The following is a 23756-nucleotide window of genomic DNA, read 5'->3' on the forward strand; positions in this document are numbered from 1 at the left end:
TCGTGTTCAGAAAGTCTGCGAAATCAGAGCGGTTGGTTGCCGTGGTGCTTGCTTGTGGCGCGCGTCCGTCGTTTGCCGGCGAGCAGTCGCAGCGATTCGGCGATCGCCTGCCGCGTCTGTTCGGGGTCGATCATCGCGTCGATCTGCCCGGTTTCGAGCGACAGGTTCGCGTTGACGGTCGTCCGCTGGTAGTCGGCGACGAGCTGCGCTCGCAACGCGTCCACGTCGCGCCCGGACTCCTTCGCCTTTTGCAGATCCTTGCGGTGGATGATGTTGACCGCGCCGGTGGCTCCGAGCACCGCGATCTGCGAGCTCGGCCACGCGAAGTTCATGTCCGCGCCGATCGCCTTGGATCCCATCACGATGTACGCGCCGCCGAACGCCTTGCGCAGCACGACCGTGACCATCGGCACCTGTGCGTTGCCGTACGCGTAGATCACCTTCGCGCCGCGCCGGATGATGCCCGCGTGCTCCTGTTCGGCGCCCGGCTTGTATCCCGGCGTGTCCACGAGCGTGATGACCGGCAGGTTGAACGCGTCGCACAGCCGCACGAACCGCGCGACCTTCTCCGACGAGTCGACGTCGAGGATGCCCGCGTTCACGTTCGGCTGGCTCGCGACCACGCCGACCGGATGCCCTTCGATGCATGCGAATCCGACGATCGCGGAACCGGCGAACAGTTCCTGCACCTGCACGAACTCGCCGTAGTCGACGATGCAGCGGATCACGTCGAGCATGTCGTACGGCTGCCGGTCGTTGTCGGGCACGATCGTCGCGAGCCGTTGCGCGGTATCACGTTCGGCCCGGGTGACGGCGTACGCGTACGTCGGCGGCTGGCTGTCGGAACTCGACGGCAGATAGGCGAGCACGGTGCGCGCGTAATCGATCGCGTCCGCCTCATCCTCGCCCAGATAGTGCGCGACGCCGGAGACGCGGTTGTGCACGAGGCCGCCGCCGAGATCGTCCATGCTGATGACCTCGCCGGTCGCGGCCTTGACCACGTCCGGTCCGGTCACGAACATGTTCGAATGTTCGCGGGTCATGATGATCAGGTCCGTCAGGGCCGGACAGTAGACCGCGCCGCCCGCGCAGGGCCCCAAGATGATGGAGATCTGCGGCACGAAGCCGCTCGCCTTGCAGGTGCGGCGGAAGATGTGCCCGTATTCGGTCAGGGCCGCGACGCCTTCCTGGATGCGCGCACCGCCGGAGTCGATGAGCGCGACGATCGGCACCTTCAGTTCGAGCGCCTTGTCCATGAGCCGGCAGATCTTCTCGCCTTCCGCGCGGCCCAGCGTGCCGCCGCGCACCGAGAAGTCCTGCGCGTAGACGGCGATCTTGCGGCCGTACACGTCGCCGAATCCGGTGATGACGGCCGCGCCGGCCTTGCCGCCGTTGATGTCGCCGCCGGCGAACCGGCCGATCTCCTCGAAACTGCCGGTGTCGAGCAGCAGATCGAGCCGTTCGCGGGCCGTGTTTTTGCCCTTGACGTGCTGGCGTTCGCGGGCGTGCGCCTCGGCGTCGCGCGCGAGTTCGGCGGCGCGGGCGACGGCCGCGCGGATCGGCTGATGGTCTACGACGGGCACACTCGCCGAGCTGCCGGTACCGTTCGTCGCGACACCGGCGATCGCACTGCCAACGTGCGCATCCGCGCCATCGTTCGCAGTCGTTGCAGCAGACTGTTTCATGTACTGTTTCACGGCCGGCGACTGCATGATGTCGGTCATTGCGCGTCCCCCTTCCGTTGCGTATCGGACTTCACTTCGGCACCGTCGTCGGACTTGCCGTCAGTCTTCGGCTTGCCCGCCGCACCGTCCACGTCCAGCGTGACGAGCGTCTCCCCCGCCTCAACGCCGGTCGCCGGTCCGACGAAGATCTTCGTGACCGTGCCGGCCGCCGGCGCGTACACGTAGTTCTCCATCTTCATCGACTCGAGCACGACCAACAGATCACCCTTGGCGACATGCTGGCCTTCGGCCACGTTGATGCGCGTGACGACCGCCTGCATCGGCGCGGAGATCACGCCCGGCCGGTCGGCGGTCTTCTGCTGCGCGGATTCCGTCCGGTGCAGTCCGGCACCGCGCAACGGCTGCGTCGGCCGCTGCGCGCCGCGGGCGCGCGCCGAACCGGTGATGTTCTCGACGATGTCGAGCGGCACGGTCAGTTTCACGCGCTTGTCGTTCATCTCGATCACGAACGTTTCGGTCGGCGTCGGCTTCGCTTCGTTCTGCGCGGCCGCACCAGCTGCACCAGCCGCGCCAGCCGAACCTGCGGTCGCCGCGCTCAGCGAGGCCGGCTGACCGGCCTTCGCCGCACTCGCCTCGCGGTTGAGATACTTGCGTTCCAGCCACTTCGTGCTCACGTCGAACGCGTGCCCGTGTTCGGCCGTGAACTCGTCGTCGCGGAACACCTGCTCGAACAGGCTGACCGGCGTCGGCACGCCCTCGATTCGCAACTCCCCCAACGAGCGACGAACTCGAGCGACGGCCGACGCGCGATCCTGCGCGGTGACGACCAGCTTGCCCATCATCGAATCGAACTTCGGCGAGATCGTGTCGCCTTCCACCACGCCCGAATCGATGCGGATGCCGGGGCCGGACGGCCAGTGCAACTCGGTGAGCGTGCCCGAGCTCGGCGTGAGGTTCTTCGCCGGATCCTCGCAGGTGATGCGCAGTTCGAAACTGTGCCCGCGCAGCGCGGGAGGTTCGGTGAGCGAACCTCCGTCCGCGATTGTGATCTGCTCGCGCACCAGGTCCAGCCCGCACACCTGCTCGCTGACGGTGTGTTCGACCTGCAGGCGCGGGTTGACCTCGAGGAAGTACACCTTGCCGGTGTCGGTGAGCATAAACTCGCAGGTGCCGAGTCCGACGTAGCCGACCGCCTCGAACAGGCGGCGCGAGTAGGTTTCGAGCTGTTCGTGCACGCCCCGGGGCAGGAACGGCGCGGGGGCCTCCTCGATGAGCTTCTGGTTGCGGCGCTGCACGCTGCAGTCGCGCGTCGAGTAGACGGCGAAGTCGCCGTGGCAGTCGCGGCCGCACTGCGTTTCGACATGGCGGCCCTTGTCGATGAACCGTTCGACGAAGTATTCGTCGAGATCGCCGCCCTGCATCGCGTCGTGGTTCAGGTAAAAGCCGCGCAGTTCGTCGTCGCTGCGCACGATGGTGATGCCGCGTCCGCCGCCGCCGTCCGTGCGCTTCATCATGATCGGATAGCCGTGCGTGTGTGCGAAGTCGTACAGCGCGCGGATGTCGGACACCGATTCGTTGAGTCCGGGGACGGGCGGGACCTTGGCTCGCGTGGCGACGCGGCGGGCGGTGATCTTGTCGCCGAGGTCGGTGAGCGCCTCCGGGGCCGGGCCGACCCAGATCGCGCCGACCTGGATGACCTTGGCGGCGAACGAGGCGACTTCGGAGAGGAATCCATAGCCGGGATGCACCGCGTTCGCGCCGGAGCGGTGGAGCACGTCGATGAGCAGGTCCTCGTTGAGATACGTGTCCTTGTACGTGTCGCCGGGCAGCAGGTACGCCTCGTCGGCCATGTCGACGTACGGGGCCTCGCGGTCCTGCTCCGCGTACACGGCGACCGTGGCGATGCCCATTTCGCGTGCGGTGCGCACGACGCGCAGGGCGATCTCACCTCGGTTCGCGATCAGTAATTTTTTGACAGTTCCAGTCATAGCGTCAAAAGATAGACCTGTGACCTGTATTGACGGCACCGACGATCCGACAAAAATACGACGACTGTTTTGTATGCCTACACAAACGTAACCATCAGATCACGGCGTACGATACCGAATCAATGTTGACGAGAACGCGTTTTTCGTCAGCGTTTCACCTGTTTCTTTGGGGATCTCGACCGCGAATGCGGTCACGTTCACGAAGGGGAATGCACATGACCGATCTCACCGAAACCACATCATCCGCCGCGGCATCCGTCGCCGCCACACCGGCCGCCGCCAACCGACGCACACTGATCGGCGCCGTCGCCAAACCGATCGTGTTCGCCGTGCTGCTCGCGCTGGCGACGATGGCCGGACGCATCCCGATTCCGGGCACGCCGGTGCCGATCACGCTGCAGACCTTCGTGGTGATGGTCGCGGCGCTCACGATGAGCTGGTGTCAGGCCGGCGCGGCGATCGCGCTGTATCTGGCCGCGGGAGCGGCCGGTCTGCCGGTGTTCGCGGGCGGCGCGTCCACCGCGGCGCTGGTCGGTCCGAGCGCCGGATTCCTGATCGAATTCCTGCCGGCCGCGATCGTGACCGCGCTGCTCAAGGGTTCGGTGCGGCATGCGGCGTCGAGCGCCGATCTGCTCGGCGCGGCGCACGTGTCCGGGCTGGTCGGCAACGGTGACGGCACCTCCGCATCCCGCTTCGCGCGCACCGCACTGACCGTGGCACGCTACTTCGCGGCCGCCGTGATCGGCTGCATCGTGCTGGATTATCTGTTCGGCTTCACGGTCCAGTCCGCGATCACCGGCATGCCGTTCGGCACGGTCGCACTCGCGTCGATGGGCTTCGTGGCGGGCGACCTCGTCAAGGCCGCCGTCGCCTCGCTCGTCATCGCCGGCGTCGCCCGCTTCAAGCGCTGAATCGCAGCTTTCCGGTGTTGCGTTTAGCTGAAGTCACCGTCATTCCAACCAAACGCAACACCACGTCACTGTCATTTCGACCGAACGAAGCGAGCGGAGAAATCTCCACACCCCGCATATCATTCACGCCAGTACGCCCACATCGGCCGTGTGCACGATGTGGGCGTTGCCGTCTGCGTCGCGAATCGTGAGCGATGCGTCGGGATTCAGCGCAAGTGCGGCCCCGCGCAACGTCGAGCCGTCCGTGAAATGCGCCTCGACCTGCCTGCCGAGCGTCCAGCAGCAGTCCCGCGTCTCCTCGAGCAACGTCGCCGCGCTGCCGTTCGGATCATCAGCAAACGTGCGCAGCCGCGATTGCAGCGACGATGCAATGCGCGCGGCGATCGCGTCGCGCAGTCCGTCCGTATCATCGTCGATTCGATAATGCAGCTGCAGCGACGTGGCCTGCTCCGTCGGCAGCCGATCAGCCGGCACCGCAAGGTTCAGTCCGACGCCGAACACGACGCCCACGGACTGCGGATCGTCCGGCAATATCACCATCTCCGCGAGGATGCCGCCCAGTTTTCTGCCATCGCAGAAGATGTCGTTCGGCCATTTGAGTTGGAAGTCGAACAGGCCGCCCGACCGCGACGCGCCGACATCGGACCACCCGGCAGCCTCCGTGCCGTATTCGTCAGCGCGGCCGGCGGTCTCAGACGCGTTATCGCAACCCGCGCCACATCCGGCCGCGCGATCGGCGTCGACCATGCGTCCGTCATCGGTCACGGCAATCGGCTCGCAGCTGCGCACGACTTCACGCAGCGCGTCGCGTGCGCTCAGTCCTGCGATCATTTGCAGCCATCCGTTGATCTGCGCGTTCGTTGCAATCGTTCGCGGCACGCGCGTCACGAACGACACCGTGAACGACTCCCCCGCCTTGCTGACCCACGTATGATCGAGCCGCCCGCGGCCGGCAGTCTGCGTATCCGTCGCGACCGCCGCGATCACTCCGACGGCTTGCCTGCCATCAGTCGCGCCGTCATCCGCCCTGTCACATCCAGCCGTCAGACGCCCGTCGGCAAGCGCCTCGCGTGCGAACGTATTCGTCGATCCGATCTCATCGAACAGCAGCACCGCGCCGGGCGCAACCGCCGCGACCGTACGCGGCATCCGCACGGTCGCCCGGACCACGGCCGATCTCACCGCACCATCAATCTCAGTCACGTACCCAGCATACGTCCGCCGCGGCTTCAACAACACACACATCGCGGCAGCGCGGGCGTATCATGCGTCCCGCCGTGCGCACACCGGACGTTCCGGGACGGGCGTTCCGAACTGCCGGACGTTTCGAACCGATTCGCGCGGGTTTCGCGCAGGGCAGCCGTTCAGTCGAGGAGGCTGACTTCGCTGGACAACAGGGCGCGGACGTCACCGTCGGTGGTACGGATGCTCAGCGACGCGTCGTCGTTGAGCGCGAGCACCTCGCCGCGCACCGCCGTGCCGTCGATGAGCTGCGCATGCACCGTGCGACCCATCATCCAGCACACGTGGCGCATCTCCGAACGCAGGCGGCTCGCCTGGATGAGCGGCATGGCCACGAACGTCGTCAGCCGCGAACGCAGCGATTCGACCAGCCGCGCGGCGATCATGTCGCGCAGTTGCATCACGGGAGGCAGCGGGCCGACGTGCATCTGCAGCGATGTGGCCTGCGCGGTGGGCAGGCTGGCGGCCGGCATATCCAGATTGAGGCCGACGCTGAAGACGACGGCCATCCGCGGTTCGGCGATGACTGCGGCGTCATCAGATGCGGCATTGCCGGGCGCAGCGCCTCCACCGATCGATGCGGCACCATCATCGGGCGCGCCCCCATCAGACGCACTTCTATCGGACGTGCCGTCAGCCGAGGCACTCCCCACGGCCGGCGCGGGTGCCGGCAGCGGCAGTACTTCGGTCGCGGTGGCGCCGATCTTCAGCCCGTGGCAATAGATGTCGTTCGGCCATTTGATCTGGAATCCGCAGTCGGGATTGAACGGGCGCGCGCCGGCGTCGTCGATCGCGCCTTCGAGCGCGTCGAGCGCCGCAAGCCCTGCAATCATTTGCAGCCAGCCGTTGACCACCTCGTCATCGGCCACCGACTCGGGAATCACCGTCACGAACGTCATCGTGAACGAGCGGCCGGGCTGATTCACCCACGGTCTGCCGAACCGCACCAACGCACTGGACAGCCGATCGGCGGCGATCACGGTGATCGGAATGCCGTTCGGCGATTCGAGGGCGATCTTGCCCCGCTCGACCATGCGGCGCGCCAACGCATGCGTCGACTCCATCTGGGCTTCGGCAACGACCTCGTCGGCCACCTGTTCGGTCTGCGGGAGCCGCGGCGCTGCGGCTTTCGTCATGGAAATCATGGGAATCACCCTACGCCGCAACCGTTCGCACGTCAAAACGCGGAAATCGCGCCAGCTCGAGATATGGACGAACACCGTCGATCCGTCAACACCTCCGGGCATACCGGAACATACGGCAGCCCCTTCCCGGGCATACGGCCGGTACCGGCCCCTCAAACGGCAGTAAGCCCAGGAACAACACCCACCGGCCCATCCCCTCCCGGGCATACGGCCGTTCCTGACGCCCAAAACGGCAGTATGCCCGGGAAGCCGGCGCCCAAAGACCGAGGAACGCGGCACCCAGCCCAGCCACTCTCCCGGGCTTACGGCCGGTTCCGCCCTCTCAAACGGGCGCAAGCCCGGGAAGGAAGCCCCCAAACGGAAACAACCACCTAAACCAGCCACTCTCCCGGGCTTACGGCCGGTTTCACCCCGCCAACCGGGCGTAAGCCCGGGAAGGAAACCCCCGAAAAAACGAAAACAACCACTCAGCCCAGCCACTCTCCCGGGCATACGGCCGGTACTGGCCTCCCAAACGGCAGTAAGCCCGGGAACGGGCACCTTTCCTCCCGGGCTTACTGCCGTTCCCGAAGCCCGAAACGGCAGTATGCCCGGGAAGAGAGGCAGTATGCCCTGGAGGAGAGACCGTCACGGCACCTCGCCTCATAGAATGGCATGTTATGAGCTCACCCCAGTCAGCAGCCACCCCGGGCACGCCGCACATCGGCGGCTCCGGCATCACCGGGCGCACCGCCGCCGGGCATGTCACCGACACCACAGGGCGCGCCAGCGAAACCGCCGACAATGCCGCCACCGGGCGTGCCGATGTTGCCGCCGGGCACACGGAGGCCGTCGCCAGGTATGCCAATACCGACACCGAACATACCGGCGACACCGGCAACCGTATTCACGGCGACACTCTCGCCCACACGCAACCGCCACGCCCCGCCGCCGCGCTCGCCCGCATCGGCGCGGCCGCCCGCATCGGCGCGGCCGCCCGCTGGACGCTGGCCGTGCTCGCACGCCTGTGGATAGCCCTGTGCGTGGGCGTCGGCCCGCTGTACTGGGAGGACGGTTCGATCGCCGACTGGACGGGCACGAACACCACGTACAGCATCCTCACGTTCGCAGTAACGTTCGCAATCATCTGGGCGCTCGCCCGCCGCGGCACCGGCCGCCGCATCCTGCCCGACTCCTGGCACCTGCCGATGGAATGGCGCGCATGGGGCCGCAAGGTGCGAGCCGGCCACGTCGCCACCGGACTGCGCGTCTCATTCGCCGCCATCGGCCGCGCGATCACCCGCGCCACCGACCGCGGCTGGAAGATCACGCTCATCCTCGCCGCCGGCTGGCTGTGGGTGCCGCTCACGCTCATGAGCGCGTTCGGCGCGGACGTGCGCTCGCAGGCCCGCGAGTTCAGCTGGGCGTGGAACCAGTGGACCGGCATGAAGCAGCCGTACATCGGCTTCTTCTCGTTCGTGCCGATGGACATCTACCCGACCGCGCACTACATGTGGCCGAGCGAGCCCACGTATCTGACCGACCAGCACAACATCGTGCTCACCGTCGTATACGGCTCGGCCGCGTCGGTCTCGCGCTACCTGACCGGTTCGAACGACGCCGGCTTCGTCGTGCTGTCCTTCCTGCAATGGCTGTTCGCCGTCTTCTGCGTCGCCTCGTGCGCGCACCGGTTCCTGAACCTGCCGTGGCTGCGGCCGGCGTACGCGATCGACGATCCGGACTACATGCATCCCGAACGACCGCAGTACGTGCGGCCGGTCGAATTCGCCCGCCCCGAGCGCGGCGTGACGGGATCGCTGACGATCACCCGGCTGCGACCGCAACCGTATCCGAACCGTGCGGCCGGCGGGTTCGCGCGGTTCGTGATCCTGCTGTTCTTCCTGACCTGCCCGCTGGCACTGTTCTCGACGATCTCGCTGACGAAGTCGCCGCTGTTCGCGTTCGCGTTCGTCTGGTGGTTCGGCGTGTGGTATGAGCTGCACATGACGTGGCGACGCGGCAACCGCGACGGCACGCGTCCGCTCGACCGGATCGTCCCGTTGCGCAAACGTTCGCTAATCGCGTTCGCCGCGGCCTCCTGCGTGATGCTGATCTCCGCGAAGTACGCGTGGTATATCATCGCCGCGCAGATCGTGCTCGCGTTGATCGCCGACCGCAAACGTTGGCGCACGTATGTCGTCGCGCTGCTGCTGCCGACGCTGGTGATCCACGGCGGCATCTCGCTGATGGTCTCGAGCGGCATGATCATCAACGGAGACCCGATCGAAAGCCGCGGCGTGCAGCTGCAGATGATCGCCCGCGTCGCCAAGCTCAATCCGAACGGCATTCCGGCCGACGCGCGCAGGAAGCTCGAACCGATCTTCAACCTCGACCAGATGGCCGAGGCGTATTTCCGGCAGGACGCCGACCCGGTCAAATCGTCGGGCATCCAGTCGAAGAAGGTGAGCTACAAGTGGCGCACCGTCACGCCCGCAGACATGCGCAACTTCAATGCGGCATGGCTCGAGATCGTCAAGGCGAACCCGGTGATCGCGCTCGACGCGCTGCTGGCGGAATGTTTCGGCTACTTCGATCCGACCGACCTGCCGTACGTGTCGATGGACTATTACGTGACCAGCGACTACGTGCAGAAGACCAGCACGTGGCTCAAACTCGTGAACCATGACTGGCGCGAATCCGTGGCGAAGTTCGCCCGGCATTGGGGCAAAATCCCGCTGCTCGGATGGCTCACGCACGGCAATTTCTACGTGACGCTGACGCTGCTGATCGGCGCGGCCGAGGTGATCGCGCGACGTTGGCGAACGCTGCTCACGCATTTCCCGCTGCTGCTACTCATGGGCGTGATGGCGACCGCTCCGGCGAACAATTTCGAACGGCATATGCTGCCGGTCGCGTTCGTGTTCGGCTTCGTGTGCCTGACGTTCTGGCGCGAGTCGCGGGCCAAACGCACGTCGCGCACTGCGCTTACGGTATGAGACGAACCCGCGGGAACATGCCGCGTGTGGCACTATGGGGAACGTTGCAGGATTGATGAAGAGGGGTGGAGCATGGCGGGTTTGCTGAGCGCGATGGAAGGTTTCTGCGTCATCGGCATCGTGATTTTGGCGGGGTACATCGCCGCGCGTATGCAGATCGGCGGTTCGACCGCCCAGATGGTGCTCAACCGGTTCAGTTTCTTCGTGTCGAGCCCATGCCTGATGTTCGCGATCCTGTCGAAGGAGCCGATTTTCGACATCTTCCACTCGTCGATCATCGTGGCGTTCTTCTCCGCGATGCTGGTCGGCGTGGTCTTCCTGATCCTGAACCGCATGTTCTTCCACATGAGCGCGCCCGACGCGATCATCGGCTCGCTCAACTCGCTGTACTTGAACTCGAACAACATCGGTCTGCCGATTGCCACGTACATCCTCGGCAACGGAGCGCTCGTCGCGCCGATCCTGGTCATGCAGCAGGCCCTGTTCACGCCGATCGGCCTGACCGCGCTCGACGTGACCACCAAGGGCAAGGTCTCGGCCAAAGCGATCCTCACGCAGCCACTGCATCAGCCGCTGCTCATCGGCTCGCTGCTGGGCATCGCCCTGTCGGCCATCAACGCGAAAACCGGCTGGTTCATTCCGAACTACCTGTACGACCCGATCAACATGATCGGCGAATCCGCGGTGCCGATGATCCTGATGGCGTTCGGCATGTCGCTGCACGGCACGAAGCCGTTGCAGCAGAAGGGCGACGTGCCGGCAATCTTCACGGTCGCGGTGCTCAAGAACATCGTGATGCCGATCATCGCGTTCCTGCTCGCGTACTTCGTGATGGGCTTCCGCGGCAACGTGCTGTATGCGTGCGTGGTGCTCGCCGCGCTGCCGACCGGCCAGAACGTGTACAACTATGCGGCACGTTACAACGTGGGTCTCACATTCGCACGCGACGGCATCCTGATCTCGACGCTGACCAGTCCGGTGTTTATCGCGATCATCGCCGCGCTGCTGAGCTGACGGCGTTTCCCGCCACGGCAGGCCATCTCACACGCTGTTGTAGAGGCGTTTGGGGAACGCGGCACGGTACTGGCCCGGCGTCAGACCGGTGCGGCGTTTGAACACGCGCATGAAGTATTTGGGATCGGCGTAGCCGACCTCACGGGCGATGTCCGCGACCGGCGACGTGGTGGAGCTGAGCAGTTCGCGGGCGCGGTCGATGCGGTATTCGGCGATCTGTTCAACCACGCCGACACCGAACACGCGCTTGTACATGGCGGTCAGATAGCTGGGCGAGTAGTGGAACCGGGCCGCGATGCCGGCGACCGTGAGATCGTCGGTTGCGTTCGCCATGATCCACGCACGTACGGCGAGCATAGGGGCGAGCCCGGCCTGCCGATTGCCGTATGGCACGGGTTGCGCATTGCCGACGCCGGTTCCGAGCAAGGCACGATCGTCGCGGCCGGCGAGCATGGCAAGGCGGATTGGATTCGACAGATCCTCGGACACCCCGCCGTGCCAGCGCCCGGCGACGGCGACATCGGACGCGAGGATCGGTCGACCGTCCGTGCGGATGCCAACGATGCCGGTCTGCGGCGCATCCTGTGCCGGCACCGCTATCACTGAGCGCATCTGCGCGCTGATCTCCAGCAGTAGGGTCGTCGCGAAGTAGTCGCAGTACACGTTGCGGTGTGGGCCGAACCGCGCGTACAGATCAATCATCTGCCCGCACAGAACCGCCACACGATCGGGATCCGGGATACGGCTCCGATCAGGAATGATCAGTATCCGGTCATCCTGCGGGATGTCTGATTCGCTGACCGCGCGTGTGGCCGGCAGCCGCACGTGCATCCAGTAGAACTCGAGATCGTCGGTGATGATGTCGATGCCCGCGTGTTCGACACCGGCCGGCAGCAGGATGATCTCGCCGGCGCCCACGTGCATTTCACGTGCCCCCACGCGGATCGGCAGTTCGCCGCGGCGCACGAACATGAGCTCGAACGAGTCGATCGTGCGGCGCGCATGCCGCCATCCCGGGCCGGATACAAACCGCCCGATCGACACGAATTCCACCGGTCCGTCCAGCCGGCACGTCGTCACGTCCATACCCGCCAGCCTAACCAGGCCGCACGAACACACGCGCCCCTTGCGACCCATGCCCGGCGACGAGCACACCGATAACGTCAGAACACCAGCATGGCCTGCGCCGAACGCGGCGCGTCATAGCGGATCATCAGATCGAAGTCCTCCGGGCGAACCGGCAGCTGCCATGCGTCCACGCCGGTCTCGCCGTACTCGGCATCCGTCCACGGGTCGTCGATCAGCAGCGCCCCGCTGGCCGGATCGCGACCAGTGACGGTCACCCAGTGCGGGCACGCTTCGCCGTGCATGTGCAACTCGTCGATGAGCACGACCGCCACATGGCCGGCATCCACGAGCGCCGCGATGTCCGAAGCATCGAACGGCGCGACCTGCACGTCGATGCCCTGCTCTCGAGCCTGCCGTTCGAATGCGATCTGCGTATCGCGCGCCATCGCCGGGTCGAGGATACCGAGACGGCTGTCCGGATGCAGCACCGGGCCCGCGGCGGACACGCGGATTGACGGATGCGCCCCGCGGCGAGTGGCGGCAAGAGCGAGACCGTACGGCTCGCACGCCACGGCAATCGTCGCATCGCGCCACATCTGCAGTTCCTCCGCCCGCGTGGGCCGTGGTGCGAGCCCCAGTCGGTACATGGCGGTCAGCACCGCGACCGGCCCGCAGGTGAATTCGGTCGTCTGCCGGTAGTGCGCGGCCGCGCCGGCGGTTCGCGGCAGATCGGCCGGGGTCTGAGGTTCCGGGGCGGATTCCGCGCCGGGAGTCAGACCGGATCCGCTTGCGGTACGGCCGTCGGCACCGCTGTTCACATCGTCTGTTCCATTGCCGGCCGCATCGATCGCATCCGATCGGACGAGATCGTATTTGATCACGGCGATGTCGGGATCGCGCAGCGTCTCCTGCTCGGCGAACGCGACCAGTCCACGCCACAGCCGGCGCTCGCCGCCGATCGCGGTGAGTTTCTGCTGCACCGTGTGCGGCCGATGGTAACCCAGCAACGCCGCGACGGCCGGGGCATTGTCCGCCCCGCGTTCATCGCGACGTTCGTCCGAACCGGCATCGCCACGGCCGTCATCAACCGCCAGGTACACCGTGCGCACGAGCACGCCGCCGGCCTTGGCGAGCGCTGCCACCGTCGATTCGGGGATGGCGACGCCGTCGATCTCACGCGGCGCATGCCCCTGCACGACGGCACGGGCAAAGTATCTGGTCATGATTCACACTCCTTATCATGTGCATGCATGTGCACTCACACGCGGTCATATCCGATCAGTCCAGCGACGGCGGCATGGCGGCGATGAGCCCGCGCACGTAGTCGTGCCGCGGATGGTTCATCACCTGGTCGGTGGTGCCGGTCTCGACGATGCGGCCGTGACGCATCACGGCGATGCGGTCGGCGATGCGGCGCACCGTGTCGAGATCGTGCGAAATGAACAGGATCGCCAGCCCGAGCCGCGAGCGCAGTTCCAGCAGCGTTTCAAGCACATGGGTCTGGATGTTCGCGTCGAGTGCGGTCACGGCCTCGTCGGCGACCAGCAGTTTCGGTTCGGGCGCGAGCGCGCGGGCGATGGCGACGCGCTGGCATTGCCCGCCCGACAATGTGCCGGGCTTGCGGTCGATGTATTCGGCTTCCAGCCCGACCTTGGCGACGAGCGCGCGCACGGCCGCATCGTCGGCCGGTTTGCCGGACACGCGCAGCGCCTCGGCGAGCGTCTGGCGCACGGTCATGGTCGGGTTGAGCGACCCGTACGGATTCTGAAAGACGAGCTGTGCCTCGCCGCGCGACCATCCGGTCGGCTTGCCGTCGTCGCCCGTGTAGGCGACACTGCCGGAATCCGGTGTTTCCAGACCGACGATGCAGCGCGCGACGGTCGATTTGCCGGAGCCGGATTCGCCGACGAGGCCGAGGATCTCGCCGGCGCGCACATCGAGCGACACGTCGTCGACGGCCGGCAAGGACGCTCCCGGATAGGTTTTCACCAGATGCTTCGCCGTGACGACGGTGCCGCCGGTTTCGGCCGGCGCTTCGACGTGCAGTTTGGCGTGCGCTTCAAGCAGCTCGCGCGTGTACGGCGAGCGCGGATGGTGCACGACCTGGTCGCGGCCGCCCTCTTCGACGACCTCGCCGCCGTGGAAGACGACGAGATGATTGGCCCGTTCGACGGCCAGCGCGAGGTCGTGCGTGATGAGCAGCAGCGTCATGTGCCGCGACGTGCGTAACGATTCGAGCAGGTCGAGCACGGTTTCCTGCGTGGATGCGTCGAGCGCGGTGGTCGGCTCGTCGGCGATGAGGATGTGCGGGGCGGGCGCGAGCGCGGCCGCGATGGCGACGCGCTGCCTCATGCCGCCGGACAGTTCGTGCGGATACGCGTCGGCCACGGCCGGCGGCAGTCCGACGTCGGTGAGCAGCCGTTCGACGGCGGCGCGACGTTGTGCCCTGCCCGGCTTGCCGCGATCGGTCGTCTGCGAACCGTCACCCGCGTGTCCGGGCCGACCGGCCGCGAGCAGACCGTCCTCGATCTGCCGGCCGCATGTGCGCAGCGGGTCGAGTGACGAAAACGGATCCTGCGGCAGCCACACGATCATGCCGCCGCGCAGCCTGCGCCACGCGCGCTCGCCCGATTCGAGATCGACCGGCTCGCCGAACAGCCGGTAGTCGCCGGTCGCCCGCGATCGTTCGGGCAGCAGTCCGGACAACGCCTTCGCGGTGACGGACTTGCCGGAGCCGGATTCGCCGACCACGGCGACGGTCGCGTTCGCGGGGATCGTCAGGTCGACGCCGCGGATGATGGGCTTGCCGGCGATCGTCACGTGCAGTCCGCGCACCTGCATGGCGGGGACGGCTGCGGCGAGCCCCGGTTCGGCGGATGCCGCGGATGATGTGGATGACGCTGAGACCATGACGTTCACCGTTCCTCCCGTTCGCTGATTTCGGTGATCCAGTCGCCGACGATGTTGAGCGCGATCGACGTGACGATGATGGCCACGCCGGGCGCGATCGCGGCGAACGGGTTGTCGAACAGCAGGTTGCGCGCGTCCGACAGCTGACGCCCCCAGTCGGCCGCCTGCGGGGAGACGCCGAGACCAAGGAACGACAACGACGACAACGACACGAGCGCGTTGCTCATGTCGAGGAACAGGGCGGCGCCCACCAGCGGCCGGATGACCGGGAACAGGTGGAATGCCAGCGTGCGCAGCGGCCCGAGCTGAAGCAGCCGCGCCGCGTCGAGGAACGGGTCGTTGATGTGCGCGAGCGCGCCCGAACGCACGAGCCGCACCTCGTATGGCGCGTAGAGGATCACGAACACGAGCACGTTCGTCCAGTAGCCGCCGCCGATCACGCCGGCGATGACGATGGCGAGCAGCAGCGTGGGCAGCGAGAGCATAAGTTCGACCACGCGCGAGATGATCCAGTCGACCCATCCGCCGACGTATGCCGCGGTCAGGCCGAAGACCAGTCCGACGGTCATCGCGCCTGCCGCAATGACAACCGGTCCGGTGACCGCGGTGCGCGCGCCGGCCAGCGTGAGCTTGAGCACGTCGCGGCCGAGCGCGTCGGTGCCGAGCGGATGATCGGCGTCCGGCGGCGCGGTGGACAGCAGGATGTTCTGGTCGAGCGCACCGGCGCTCAGGGCCGGCACGACGCTGAGCACGATCACGGCCGCCAGCACGATCACAGCAAGAATCTGCGGCAATCGGTGCCAGATCTTCACGATCATCGCGTCACCTCCACCGTTTGTTCACCAGCATGATCATTGCTCACGCCATCTTCACCGGAACGCGTATCCGGACGGTCACGGTCGTCACGTCCCGCAGCGGCGACCGGCCTCCGCACGCGCAGCCGCGGGTCGATCAGCGCGGCCAACGCGTCGACGATCGCGGTCGCCACGCAGATGATCGTCGCCATGATCATCGTGATCGCCTGCACGGTCGGAATGTCCTTGAACGTCACGGACGTCTGCAGCAGCGTGCCCAGACCACCGATCGAGAACGTCGTCTCCACGATCACCGTGCCGGACACCAGCGTGGCGATGAGCAGTCCCGACGACGTGACGATCGGCAGCGATGCGTTGCGCAGTTGGGCGAGCAGGATCGTGCGCCGGCTCACGCCGCGCGACCGGGCGAACAGCGTGTAGTCGGTATCGATCTGTTTGATCAGCGAGGCGCGCGAGATCTTCACCACCGAGGCGACCAATCCGATCGCCAACGTGATCGCCGGCAATGTCAGATGCCAGATCGCGTCAACGAATCCGCCGTCTCCCAGGCCGTAGATCGGGAACCAGCCAAGCTGCACCGACAGTCCGTACAGCAACAGCAGGCCGACCGCGAAACTCGGCGCGCTCAGTCCGGCCACGGCAAGCGCAGTGACGAGCCGGTCCTGCCAGCGGCTGTTGCGCCGTGCAGCGAGCACTCCCAGCGGCAGTCCGACGACCAGCGCGATCGCCAACGCCATCACCGCCAGCGCGAGCGTGATCCACGCGCGCTGGCCGATCATCTGCGCGACGGGCAGCTGCGTGCGGATGGACACGCCGAAGTCGCCGTGCAGCAGGTTGCCGGCCCAGCGCAGGTACTGCCGCCACAGCGGTTCGTCGAGATGGTACTGCGCGCGGATCGCGGCCAGTTGCGCGGCACTCACCTTCTTGGCGCCGGCAAGCGTGCGCGCCGGGTCGCTGTTGGTCAGATACAGCAGGCTGAACGTGACCACGGACAGCACGAACAGCAGCAACAGCAGGTTGCCCAGCCGTTTGCCGAGAAAAGTCAGCGCACGCACCGTTGCCCTCCAGACATGGTTGAGGCTCCCCTTGGCGGGGAGCCGGATGGATCGAATCGGAACCGCTTGGCGACGGCCTACTGCTGCTGCACGAAGTCGGCGGCCCAGTTGGTGCCGAGCCAGAACGTGTCGATGTTCTTCAGGCCGACGCCCTTGCGCGTGGCGACGGCGGCCTTGCCCCAGTAGACCGGCGAGTAGATGTCCTGCTCAAGTGCGGTCTTCGTGGTGTCGAGCACGATGTCGAGCTTCTTGGACGTGTCGGTGAGCGTGCCGATCGAATCGGTCTTCGCGGCCACGTCGTCGTCCTTCCAGTTGGCCGGGTTCGCGCCCGTGCCGCCCGCGGCGAGCAGCCACGAGGTGACCTCGTTCGGCTGCGGGGTGGTCGGGTTGTAGATCATCCACGCCACGCCCTGCTTGCCGTTGCCGACCTCGCTGAGCCACTGCTCGAGCGGGATCTCCTTGACGTCGAGCGTGATGCCGAGCGGCTTGAGCGATTCGGCGAGCGCGAGCGACGCCTTGCCGACGGCCGGGTAGCCGGTCGGATACGTGAGCGTGGTCTTGAATCCGCCCGCCTGCGAGGACTGCTTAAGTTCGTCCTTGGCCTTGTCGATGTCGTAGCTGAGCGCGCCGAGATCCTTGACCTTCGCGGCGGCCTTATCCTTGTCGTTGTCGGTCCAGCCGGCGAGCTGCTCGGGCGAGTCGATGCCGGTGGCGACCTCGCCGTAGCCCTTGAGCACGCCCTTGACAATGCTGTCCTTATCGAGCGCGTAGGAGAACGCCTTGCGCACGTGGATGTCGTCGAACGGCTTGACGCCCTGGTCGAAGGTCAGGCCGTAGTAGGAGCGGTCGGAGTACGCGGTGACCTTGGCGTCATCCTTGGTCCACTGCGCGACGCTGGTGACGGGCACGTTGAACGAGGCGTCGACCTTGCCGTCCTGGAAGGCGAGCAGGCGCGTGGCGTCCTCGGTGATGAAGTCGACGCGCACCGTGTCGGGGCCGTCGTTCTCGCCCCAGTAGTCCTTGAACTTCTTGAGCGTCACGTGGCTGGACGGGTCGAATTCGGTGACCTGGTACGGGCCGGTGCCGTCGATGAGCTTCTTGGCCGAGCCGTAGTCGGAGCCGGCTTCCTCGCGGAACTTCTTGGAGGTGACGAACAGGCCGGCCACGTTCGAGACCTGCGTCGGGAATTCGGTCTGCGGGGTCTTGAGCGTAATGGTGATCTGGTTGTCGCCGGTCTTCTCGACCTTGTCGACGTAGTCCGGCCAGTAGACCGACAGGCCCGGCGAGAGCTTGGCGTCGCGGGCGGTGTTGATCGAGTCCAGGATGTCGTCGGCGGTGAGCGTGCTGCCGTCGTGCAGCTTCACGTTCTTGCGCAGGTCGAACACCCATGTCTTGTTGTCGCTGCTGCTCCACTTTTCGGCGAGCGCGGGCACGACCTTGCCGGTGGCGTCGACCCCGGTGAGTCCTTCCTGGTACAGCGCGGCGAGCTGGTAGTTGGCGCTGCCGGCCTCCTGGTTGACGCTGAGCGTGCTGACCGCGGAGGCGCTGGCGATCTTGAGATCCTTGAGCGGCGTGCCGGTGGTGGTCTTCGCGCCGGTCTCGCTGGGCTGCACGGAGTCGCCGCCGTTCGCCGACGTGGCCGAGCCGCAGCCGGCGAGTGCCAGCGAGAACGACAGGGCGAGCGCGATGGGCGCGATCACCTTCTTCACGATGGTGCGTTGCGTTGACTGAGTCATGATGCTTCTTCCCTCTTGTGATGGTATTGGTCGGCACTCCAGCCCCCACAGCCTCTGTGTGCGCCATTGCCTCCCACGCTACCCGATGCGCGTTTCGAGGGGAAATACGATAGCGGGCGTGAAATCGTTGGAATTTCAACGATTTCACGCCCGCTATAGGTTATTGGTATTACGGAAACGGCCGCGATCAGTCGTGCAGGAAGACGGTCATCTCGTTCTCGCCGCGGTTGGCCCACGCGAAGTACGGGATCAGCGTCGCGGTGACCGGCTCACGTTTGGCGGGCCGGTACTCGGCGTACAGCGGCGCGAACGCCGGCGACTCCGCGGACGCGCCGGCCGGCACCGGCTCACGCCACGCGGGCACCTCAAGCTTGACCATGTCGCGGGTCACCTCGTCGACCTCGCCCTGGCCGTCCGCGTCGATGCCGGCCGCACCTGCATGGAACTCGAACGGCACGACCTTCACCGACGACGGGTCCGCCAGGATCGCCGCGACGTCCGCGTGCAGCAGGTGCAGGTTCGCGCCGTTGTCCCGCTCCTCGGCGCAGAACGTGATCGGGCCGCGCACGAACGCGACGCGACCCGCGTCCTCGCGCACCATCGGATTCGCCTTCATCATGCGCACCGGCATCGGGAAGTCGAACGTCACCTCGTCACCGTCACGCCACTGGCCGGTGAAGTACACGTAACCGTCACGCACCGCACGCACGACACGGCCGTCGGCCTCACCGGACGCCGAGATCGCACCCGCCGCGGCGTCCGTGGAACCGGCCCAACCCGGCAGACGGAACGCCAACGTGAACGTCGCCGCGGAGGCCACGTCGGCAGACTCCTCGGAACCGAGCCGCACGGTCGCCGCGCCGTCGCCCTTCCACGGCAGTTCGGCCGCCACGTCCAGCGTCACGTCCGCGCCGCCGAGCGTCGCCCGCGCCACGCCGCCCATGTACAGGTGCGTGAACAGGGTGGACGTATCGTCGCTGACCGTGTACGCGTACTCCTGCACCGACTCGACGATGCGCGCGATGTTCGGCGGGCAGCACGCGCAGCCGAACCACTTCTGACGCACCGGCTTGACATGGCCGACACGGTTGTCCTTGTGGCAGGCGTACGGGTTGACCTCGAGCGGGTTGACGTAGAAGAAGCTCTTGCCGTCGAGCGCCATGCCCGCCAGCGTCGTGTTATACAGCGCCTGTTCCATCACGTCAGCGTATTCGGCCTTCGGCGCGATCTCAAGCATGCGGCGCGCGAAGAACGCGAGCGAGATCGCCGCGCACGACTCGGAATACGCGGCGTCGTTCGGCAGATCGTAGTCGTACGAGAACGCCTCGCCGTTCACCGTGCCGCCGATGCCGCCGGTGATGTACAGCTTCTTGTCGACGATGTTGCGCCACAGGTTCTCGCACGCTTCGACCAGCGAGGCGTCGTCGGTGAGCTTGGCAACCGCGGCCATGCCCGAGTACAGGTAGCCGGCGCGCACCGCATGGCCGACCGCCTCTTTCTGCTCGCGCACCGGCTTGTCGGCCTGCGTGTACTCGCAGTCGAACGTCCAGTTGGTGTCGGAGTAGCCGTCGCGCTTGTCGCGCTCGCCTTCGTAGATGAAGTAGTTCGGTTCGGTGCCGCGTTCGTCGATGAAGAACTTGGCGAGGTCGAGGTACTTCTTTTCGCCGGTCAGGTCGGCCAGACGCGCGAGCGCCATCTCGGCGATCTCATGGCCCGGGTAGCCCTTGCACTGGCCTTCCTTCGGACCGAAGTACTCGCCCACGTAGTCGGCGAAACGCTCGGCGGCCTTGAGCAGCTTGTCCTTGCCGGTGCCCTCATAATACGCGATCGCGCCCTCGATCAGGTGGCCAAGGCAGTACAGTTCGTGGTGCCAGCGCAGGTTGTGGAACGCGCGGTCCATGCCGTTGAGGATGTAATAGGTGTCGAGGTAGCCGTTGTCGAGCTGCGCCGCGCACACGATGTCGATCGCGCCGTCCGCGGTGGCCTCGAGTTCGGCGTCCGGATGCTGGGTCAGGCTGTAGCCGACCGCCTCGATCCACTTCGAGAAATCCGTGTCCTGGAACACGAAGCCGTAGAACTTGTCCGGATCGGGGTGCTTGGGGTCCTCGGGCTTGGATTCGAAGCCGCGGTAGGTGTAGGCCGGCGGGACGAACTTCTTGCCTTCGGTGTTCTTGCGCTGGTTCTGCGCGGCGGCGGCCTTGAAGTTGTGCATGCAGTAGCTGGGGGCGGCGCCGGGAACGTTGTCGTTGAGCGCGTTCCACTGGAACGGGATGACGGCGGTGCGCACGAGTTCCTGCTCGGTGTGCCAGAACGGGTCGGTGACGATGACGTTGCGCAACGCGAGCGGCTTGCTGTGCTGCGCGGTCGGGTTGGGCTGCGCGGATGCGGTAGACATATCGGCTCCTTTGACTTATGCCGGTGACCGGCCGATTGCCGGTTATCGTTGACGAACGATGCCTACCGTACGCCGTCCGCCACGCACCGATAGGTGGACAAATCGTTGACCAAGTGGACTCGATGACGGATTTGTGCCGAGTGCCGCACATTGCTGTTATACTGTTAAAAATGTAAGTTAACGCATTTTTAACATGTTAAAAATGTATATTTTTGCATTTTTAACAACGGAAGGTACGTCATGCGCAGAACGATTGACTCGCAACTCGCCCAGTGGAAGGATTCCGCGCATCGCAAGCCGCTGGTACTGTTCGGGGCACGGCAGGTCGGCAAGACGTATGCGATCACCCATTTCGCCGACCGCGCGTTCGATAACATCGCGTACGTCGATTTCTCCCGCGACGAACGGGCCGCGGCGATTTTCGGCCAATCGATCGCGCCGACGGACATCATCCACGGGCTGGAAAGCCTGCTGCGCATGGACATCAGCCCCGAGCATACGCTGATCGTTCTGGATGAGATCCAGCTGTGCGAACGGGCGCTGACCAGTCTCAAATACTTCTGCGACGATGCACCGCAGTATCACGTCATCGCCGCCGGCAGCCTGCTCGGCGTCAAGGTGAACCGCAGCAAATATTCATTCCCCGTCGGCAAGGTCGACATGCTCACGCTGCATCCGATGAACTTCGAGGAATACCTGTGGGCAAAAGGCGAGGACCGGCTCGCCGACGACATCCGCGAGGCATACGACAGCCCGACCCGGCCATTCATGCTTCACGACAAGGCGATGGAGCTGGTTCGCGAATACACGCTGGTCGGCGGCATGCCCGAACCGACCAAGGCATACATCGAATCCGGCGGCTCGTTGCAGACCGCCCGCACCCTGCAACGCAACATCACCACGGCCTATACGGCGGACATGGCCAAGTATTCGTCCGCACGCGAGACCCAGCGCATCCTCGAGGCCTGGAACAGCATCCCCCGCCAGCTTGCGAAGGAAAACCACAAGTTCCAGTACAAGACGATCCGTTCCGGAGGTCGCGCCAACGCGTATCAAGGCGCGCTGTCGTGGCTGGTCTCGGCGGGCATCATCACCCGATTGACGCAGGTGAGCGAACCGACCGCGCCGCTCAGGGCATTCGAAGATCCCTCGACGTTCAAGGTGTACATGGCCGATACAGGACTGCTGTCGTGCGATTACGACGTGACGCTTACGGATCTGATGCCGGCGGACGACAAGGCGTCCGCATTCCGCGGCGCGCTGAACGAGAACTACGTGCTGCAACAGCTCACGGCGGCCGAAATCCCCGCATACTACTGGGGTAACCTGAATCGCGGCGAAGTGGAGTTCATCGTACGCGACCGCGACGGCAACGTGGTGCCGATCGAGGTCAAGTCGGGCGGCAATGTGACAGCGCGCAGCCTCGTCGCATATCGCGCGAAGTACCGGCCGGCCTATGCGGTGCGACTGAGCGCGAAGAACTTCGGCGTGGAGGGTGATCTCAGGAGCATTCCCCTTTACGCTGCATGGGTGCTGGCCGAGCGCATCCGCTAACGCCCCGATTGCCAATGGAGTCGTCCGGAAATAGTTGCACTGACGATATCCCAGTGCGACTGTTTCCGGACGACGGGGCTGATTTCCGAGAATAGTTGTGCTGGGACAGAATGGGGCGCGGCGACCGGAACCGGGCAGCGCGAACGATCATCCGTCTCAGCCGATGGTGCCGTCGGCGGCCTTGATGCGGTCGTATTCGGCGTGGGTGAGGGACATCACGCCGCCATGTTTGGTGTGCGGGGCCATATAGAAATCGTTGGAGCGCAGGTAGTCGAATCCGCGATCGGGATCGGCCGACACCATCGGACGGTAGCCGATGGACGGAATCACGTCCACATACAGATACACGCGATCATCCGAGTGCGAAGCGAACAGTGCCGGGCCTTCCACACCGCCGGCATGATGGTCGGGCGTCCAGTCGACGCCGATGTTCTTCTGGATGACGTGCCACTCGGTTCCCGGCTCCCACCAGCGCTTCGCATCGGTCGAGTCGAGCCAGATGTTGGAGGTCTGCGGGCCGTTGTCCTTGGTCGCGCGATACGTGCGGATCGTGCCGTCCGGCAGCACGCGCTGGATCATCGTCGTGTCGATCGTGTCGCGGCCGAGGTCGATGAACAGGCCGCCGTACTCGTACGTCTCGTTCGTGAAATCGCTTGTCGCGCCCCACAGCACACGGTCGTACACGGCATCGTCCTTATGCTCGACGTTGTCGTCGGCGAACAGCTTGCTCGACCAGTACAGCACGAACGCGCCGCGCGAGCCGCCGTGTTCGGCCTCGGAACCAGCCGGATAGTAGTCCGGCACCCACAGTGCCTCCGGAGCCCATGCCATGCCGAGCTGGGCATGCGTGCCGTCGGGGCGACGGGACACGTCGAGCGTATGCGGCTCGCTCCAGTGGATCAGATCGTCGGAGTACCAGATGACCAGGTTCGTGCTGCCGTGATGCGAGAACGCATACCAGTCGCTGCCGCCGTCGGACCCGCTGCCGCCAGCGAAGACCTGCAGGTCGGTGGCGATGATGTAGACGCGGCCGGTTTCGGGATTGCGCACGAGGTACGGGTCGCGCACACCCTTGGTGCCGAGCGTGGACGTGAGAATCGGATTGCCGCCGTTGAGCGGGTGCCAGCGTTCGGGATTGTCGCCTTCGGACAGGTCGAGGTAGATGCGTTCGGTGTAGTGCTCGGGGTCTTCGATGAAGTGGACGAGCAGGTAACCGTACGGATCGGTCAGATCGATGGGGGTTTTCATGATGATGCCTTTCGG

General features: G+C 65.7%; 16 protein-coding genes. 4 read left to right on the forward strand and 12 right to left on the reverse strand.

The window, feature by feature from the left end:
• Positions 1-23: 23 nt before the first annotated feature.
• A complete protein-coding gene (locus JS541_RS01640) occupies positions 24-1724 on the reverse strand; it encodes an acyl-CoA carboxylase subunit beta (protein ID WP_214372585.1) in 1701 nt (566 codons plus the stop codon).
• A complete protein-coding gene (locus JS541_RS01645; RefSeq protein ID WP_214372586.1) occupies positions 1721-3673 on the reverse strand; it encodes a biotin carboxylase N-terminal domain-containing protein in 1953 nt (650 codons plus the stop codon). Before JS541_RS01645 ends, JS541_RS01640 begins: the two co-directional genes overlap by 4 nt.
• Positions 3674-3888: 215 nt before the next feature.
• Here JS541_RS01645 and JS541_RS01650 point away from each other — a divergent pair, with 215 nt between their 5' ends.
• Positions 3889-4584: a biotin transporter BioY gene (locus JS541_RS01650; protein ID WP_214372588.1), complete on the forward strand. Its 696-nt coding sequence runs from the start codon at positions 3889-3891 to the stop codon at positions 4582-4584.
• 123 nt (positions 4585-4707) lie between these two features.
• On the opposite strand, the gene JS541_RS01655 is transcribed toward JS541_RS01650, so the two are convergent.
• Together JS541_RS01655 and JS541_RS01660 are read right to left on the reverse strand one after the other, a co-directional pair.
• Entirely contained in the window at positions 4708-5787 is a 1080-nt protein-coding gene (locus JS541_RS01655) for a biotin--[acetyl-CoA-carboxylase] ligase (protein ID WP_214372590.1), read from the reverse strand.
• Positions 5788-5948: 161 nt separating this feature from the next.
• Positions 5949-6971: a biotin--acetyl-CoA-carboxylase ligase gene (locus JS541_RS01660; RefSeq protein WP_214372592.1), complete on the reverse strand. Its 1023-nt coding sequence runs from the start codon at positions 6969-6971 to the stop codon at positions 5949-5951.
• A 659-nt stretch (positions 6972-7630) separates the two neighbouring features.
• Here JS541_RS01660 and JS541_RS01665 point away from each other — a divergent pair.
• Together JS541_RS01665 and JS541_RS01670 are read left to right on the forward strand one after the other, a co-directional pair.
• Positions 7631-9946, forward strand: coding sequence for a DUF6020 family protein (locus JS541_RS01665; RefSeq protein WP_221343549.1), 2316 nt, complete (start codon positions 7631-7633; stop codon positions 9944-9946).
• A gap of 72 nt (positions 9947-10018) precedes the next feature.
• Positions 10019-10960: an AEC family transporter gene (locus tag JS541_RS01670; RefSeq protein WP_214372594.1), complete on the forward strand. Its 942-nt coding sequence runs from the start codon at positions 10019-10021 to the stop codon at positions 10958-10960.
• Positions 10961-10987: 27 nt separating this feature from the next.
• On the opposite strand, the gene JS541_RS14705 is transcribed toward JS541_RS01670, so the two are convergent.
• From JS541_RS14705 to JS541_RS01710, 7 genes are all read right to left on the reverse strand, one after another.
• A complete protein-coding gene (locus tag JS541_RS14705; RefSeq protein ID WP_240539194.1) occupies positions 10988-12046 on the reverse strand; it encodes an AraC family transcriptional regulator in 1059 nt (352 codons plus the stop codon).
• Between the two features lie 77 nt (positions 12047-12123).
• Entirely contained in the window at positions 12124-13251 is a 1128-nt protein-coding gene (locus tag JS541_RS01685; RefSeq protein WP_214372595.1) for a peptidase C39 family protein, read from the reverse strand.
• A gap of 55 nt (positions 13252-13306) precedes the next feature.
• Entirely contained in the window at positions 13307-14938 is a 1632-nt protein-coding gene (locus tag JS541_RS01690; protein ID WP_214372596.1) for an ABC transporter ATP-binding protein, read from the reverse strand.
• A gap of 5 nt (positions 14939-14943) precedes the next feature.
• Entirely contained in the window at positions 14944-15756 is an 813-nt protein-coding gene (locus JS541_RS01695; protein WP_214372597.1) for an ABC transporter permease, read from the reverse strand.
• On the reverse strand, positions 15753-16808 hold the full coding sequence (locus tag JS541_RS01700) for an ABC transporter permease (RefSeq protein WP_214372598.1): 1056 nt from the start codon (positions 16806-16808) through the stop codon (positions 15753-15755). Before JS541_RS01700 ends, JS541_RS01695 begins: the two co-directional genes overlap by 4 nt.
• Before the next feature lie 77 nt (positions 16809-16885).
• Positions 16886-18544 carry an ABC transporter substrate-binding protein gene (locus JS541_RS01705; protein ID WP_214372599.1) on the reverse strand — a complete coding sequence of 553 codons (1659 nt, stop codon included), beginning with the start codon at positions 18542-18544 and terminating at the stop codon, positions 16886-16888.
• A gap of 187 nt (positions 18545-18731) precedes the next feature.
• The gene (locus tag JS541_RS01710; protein ID WP_214372600.1) at positions 18732-20939 is read right to left on the reverse strand and encodes a glycoside hydrolase family 127 protein; all 2208 of its coding nucleotides are present in this window, start codon (positions 20937-20939) and stop codon (positions 18732-18734) included.
• A gap of 240 nt (positions 20940-21179) precedes the next feature.
• On the opposite strand from JS541_RS01710, the gene JS541_RS01715 reads away from it, so the two are divergent.
• A complete protein-coding gene (locus JS541_RS01715) occupies positions 21180-22493 on the forward strand; it encodes an ATP-binding protein (RefSeq protein WP_214372601.1) in 1314 nt (437 codons plus the stop codon).
• 156 nt (positions 22494-22649) lie between these two features.
• Here the strand turns inward: JS541_RS01715 and JS541_RS01720 are convergent, their stop codons facing one another.
• Complete coding sequence (locus JS541_RS01720) at positions 22650-23741, reverse strand: glycoside hydrolase family 43 protein (protein ID WP_214372602.1); 1092 nt, start codon at positions 23739-23741, stop codon at positions 22650-22652.
• Between the last annotated feature and the right edge of the window lie 15 nt (positions 23742-23756).

Source organism: Bifidobacterium sp. SO1, from assembly GCF_018555335.1.
GTDB lineage: Bacteria > Actinomycetota > Actinomycetes > Actinomycetales > Bifidobacteriaceae > Bifidobacterium > Bifidobacterium simiiventris.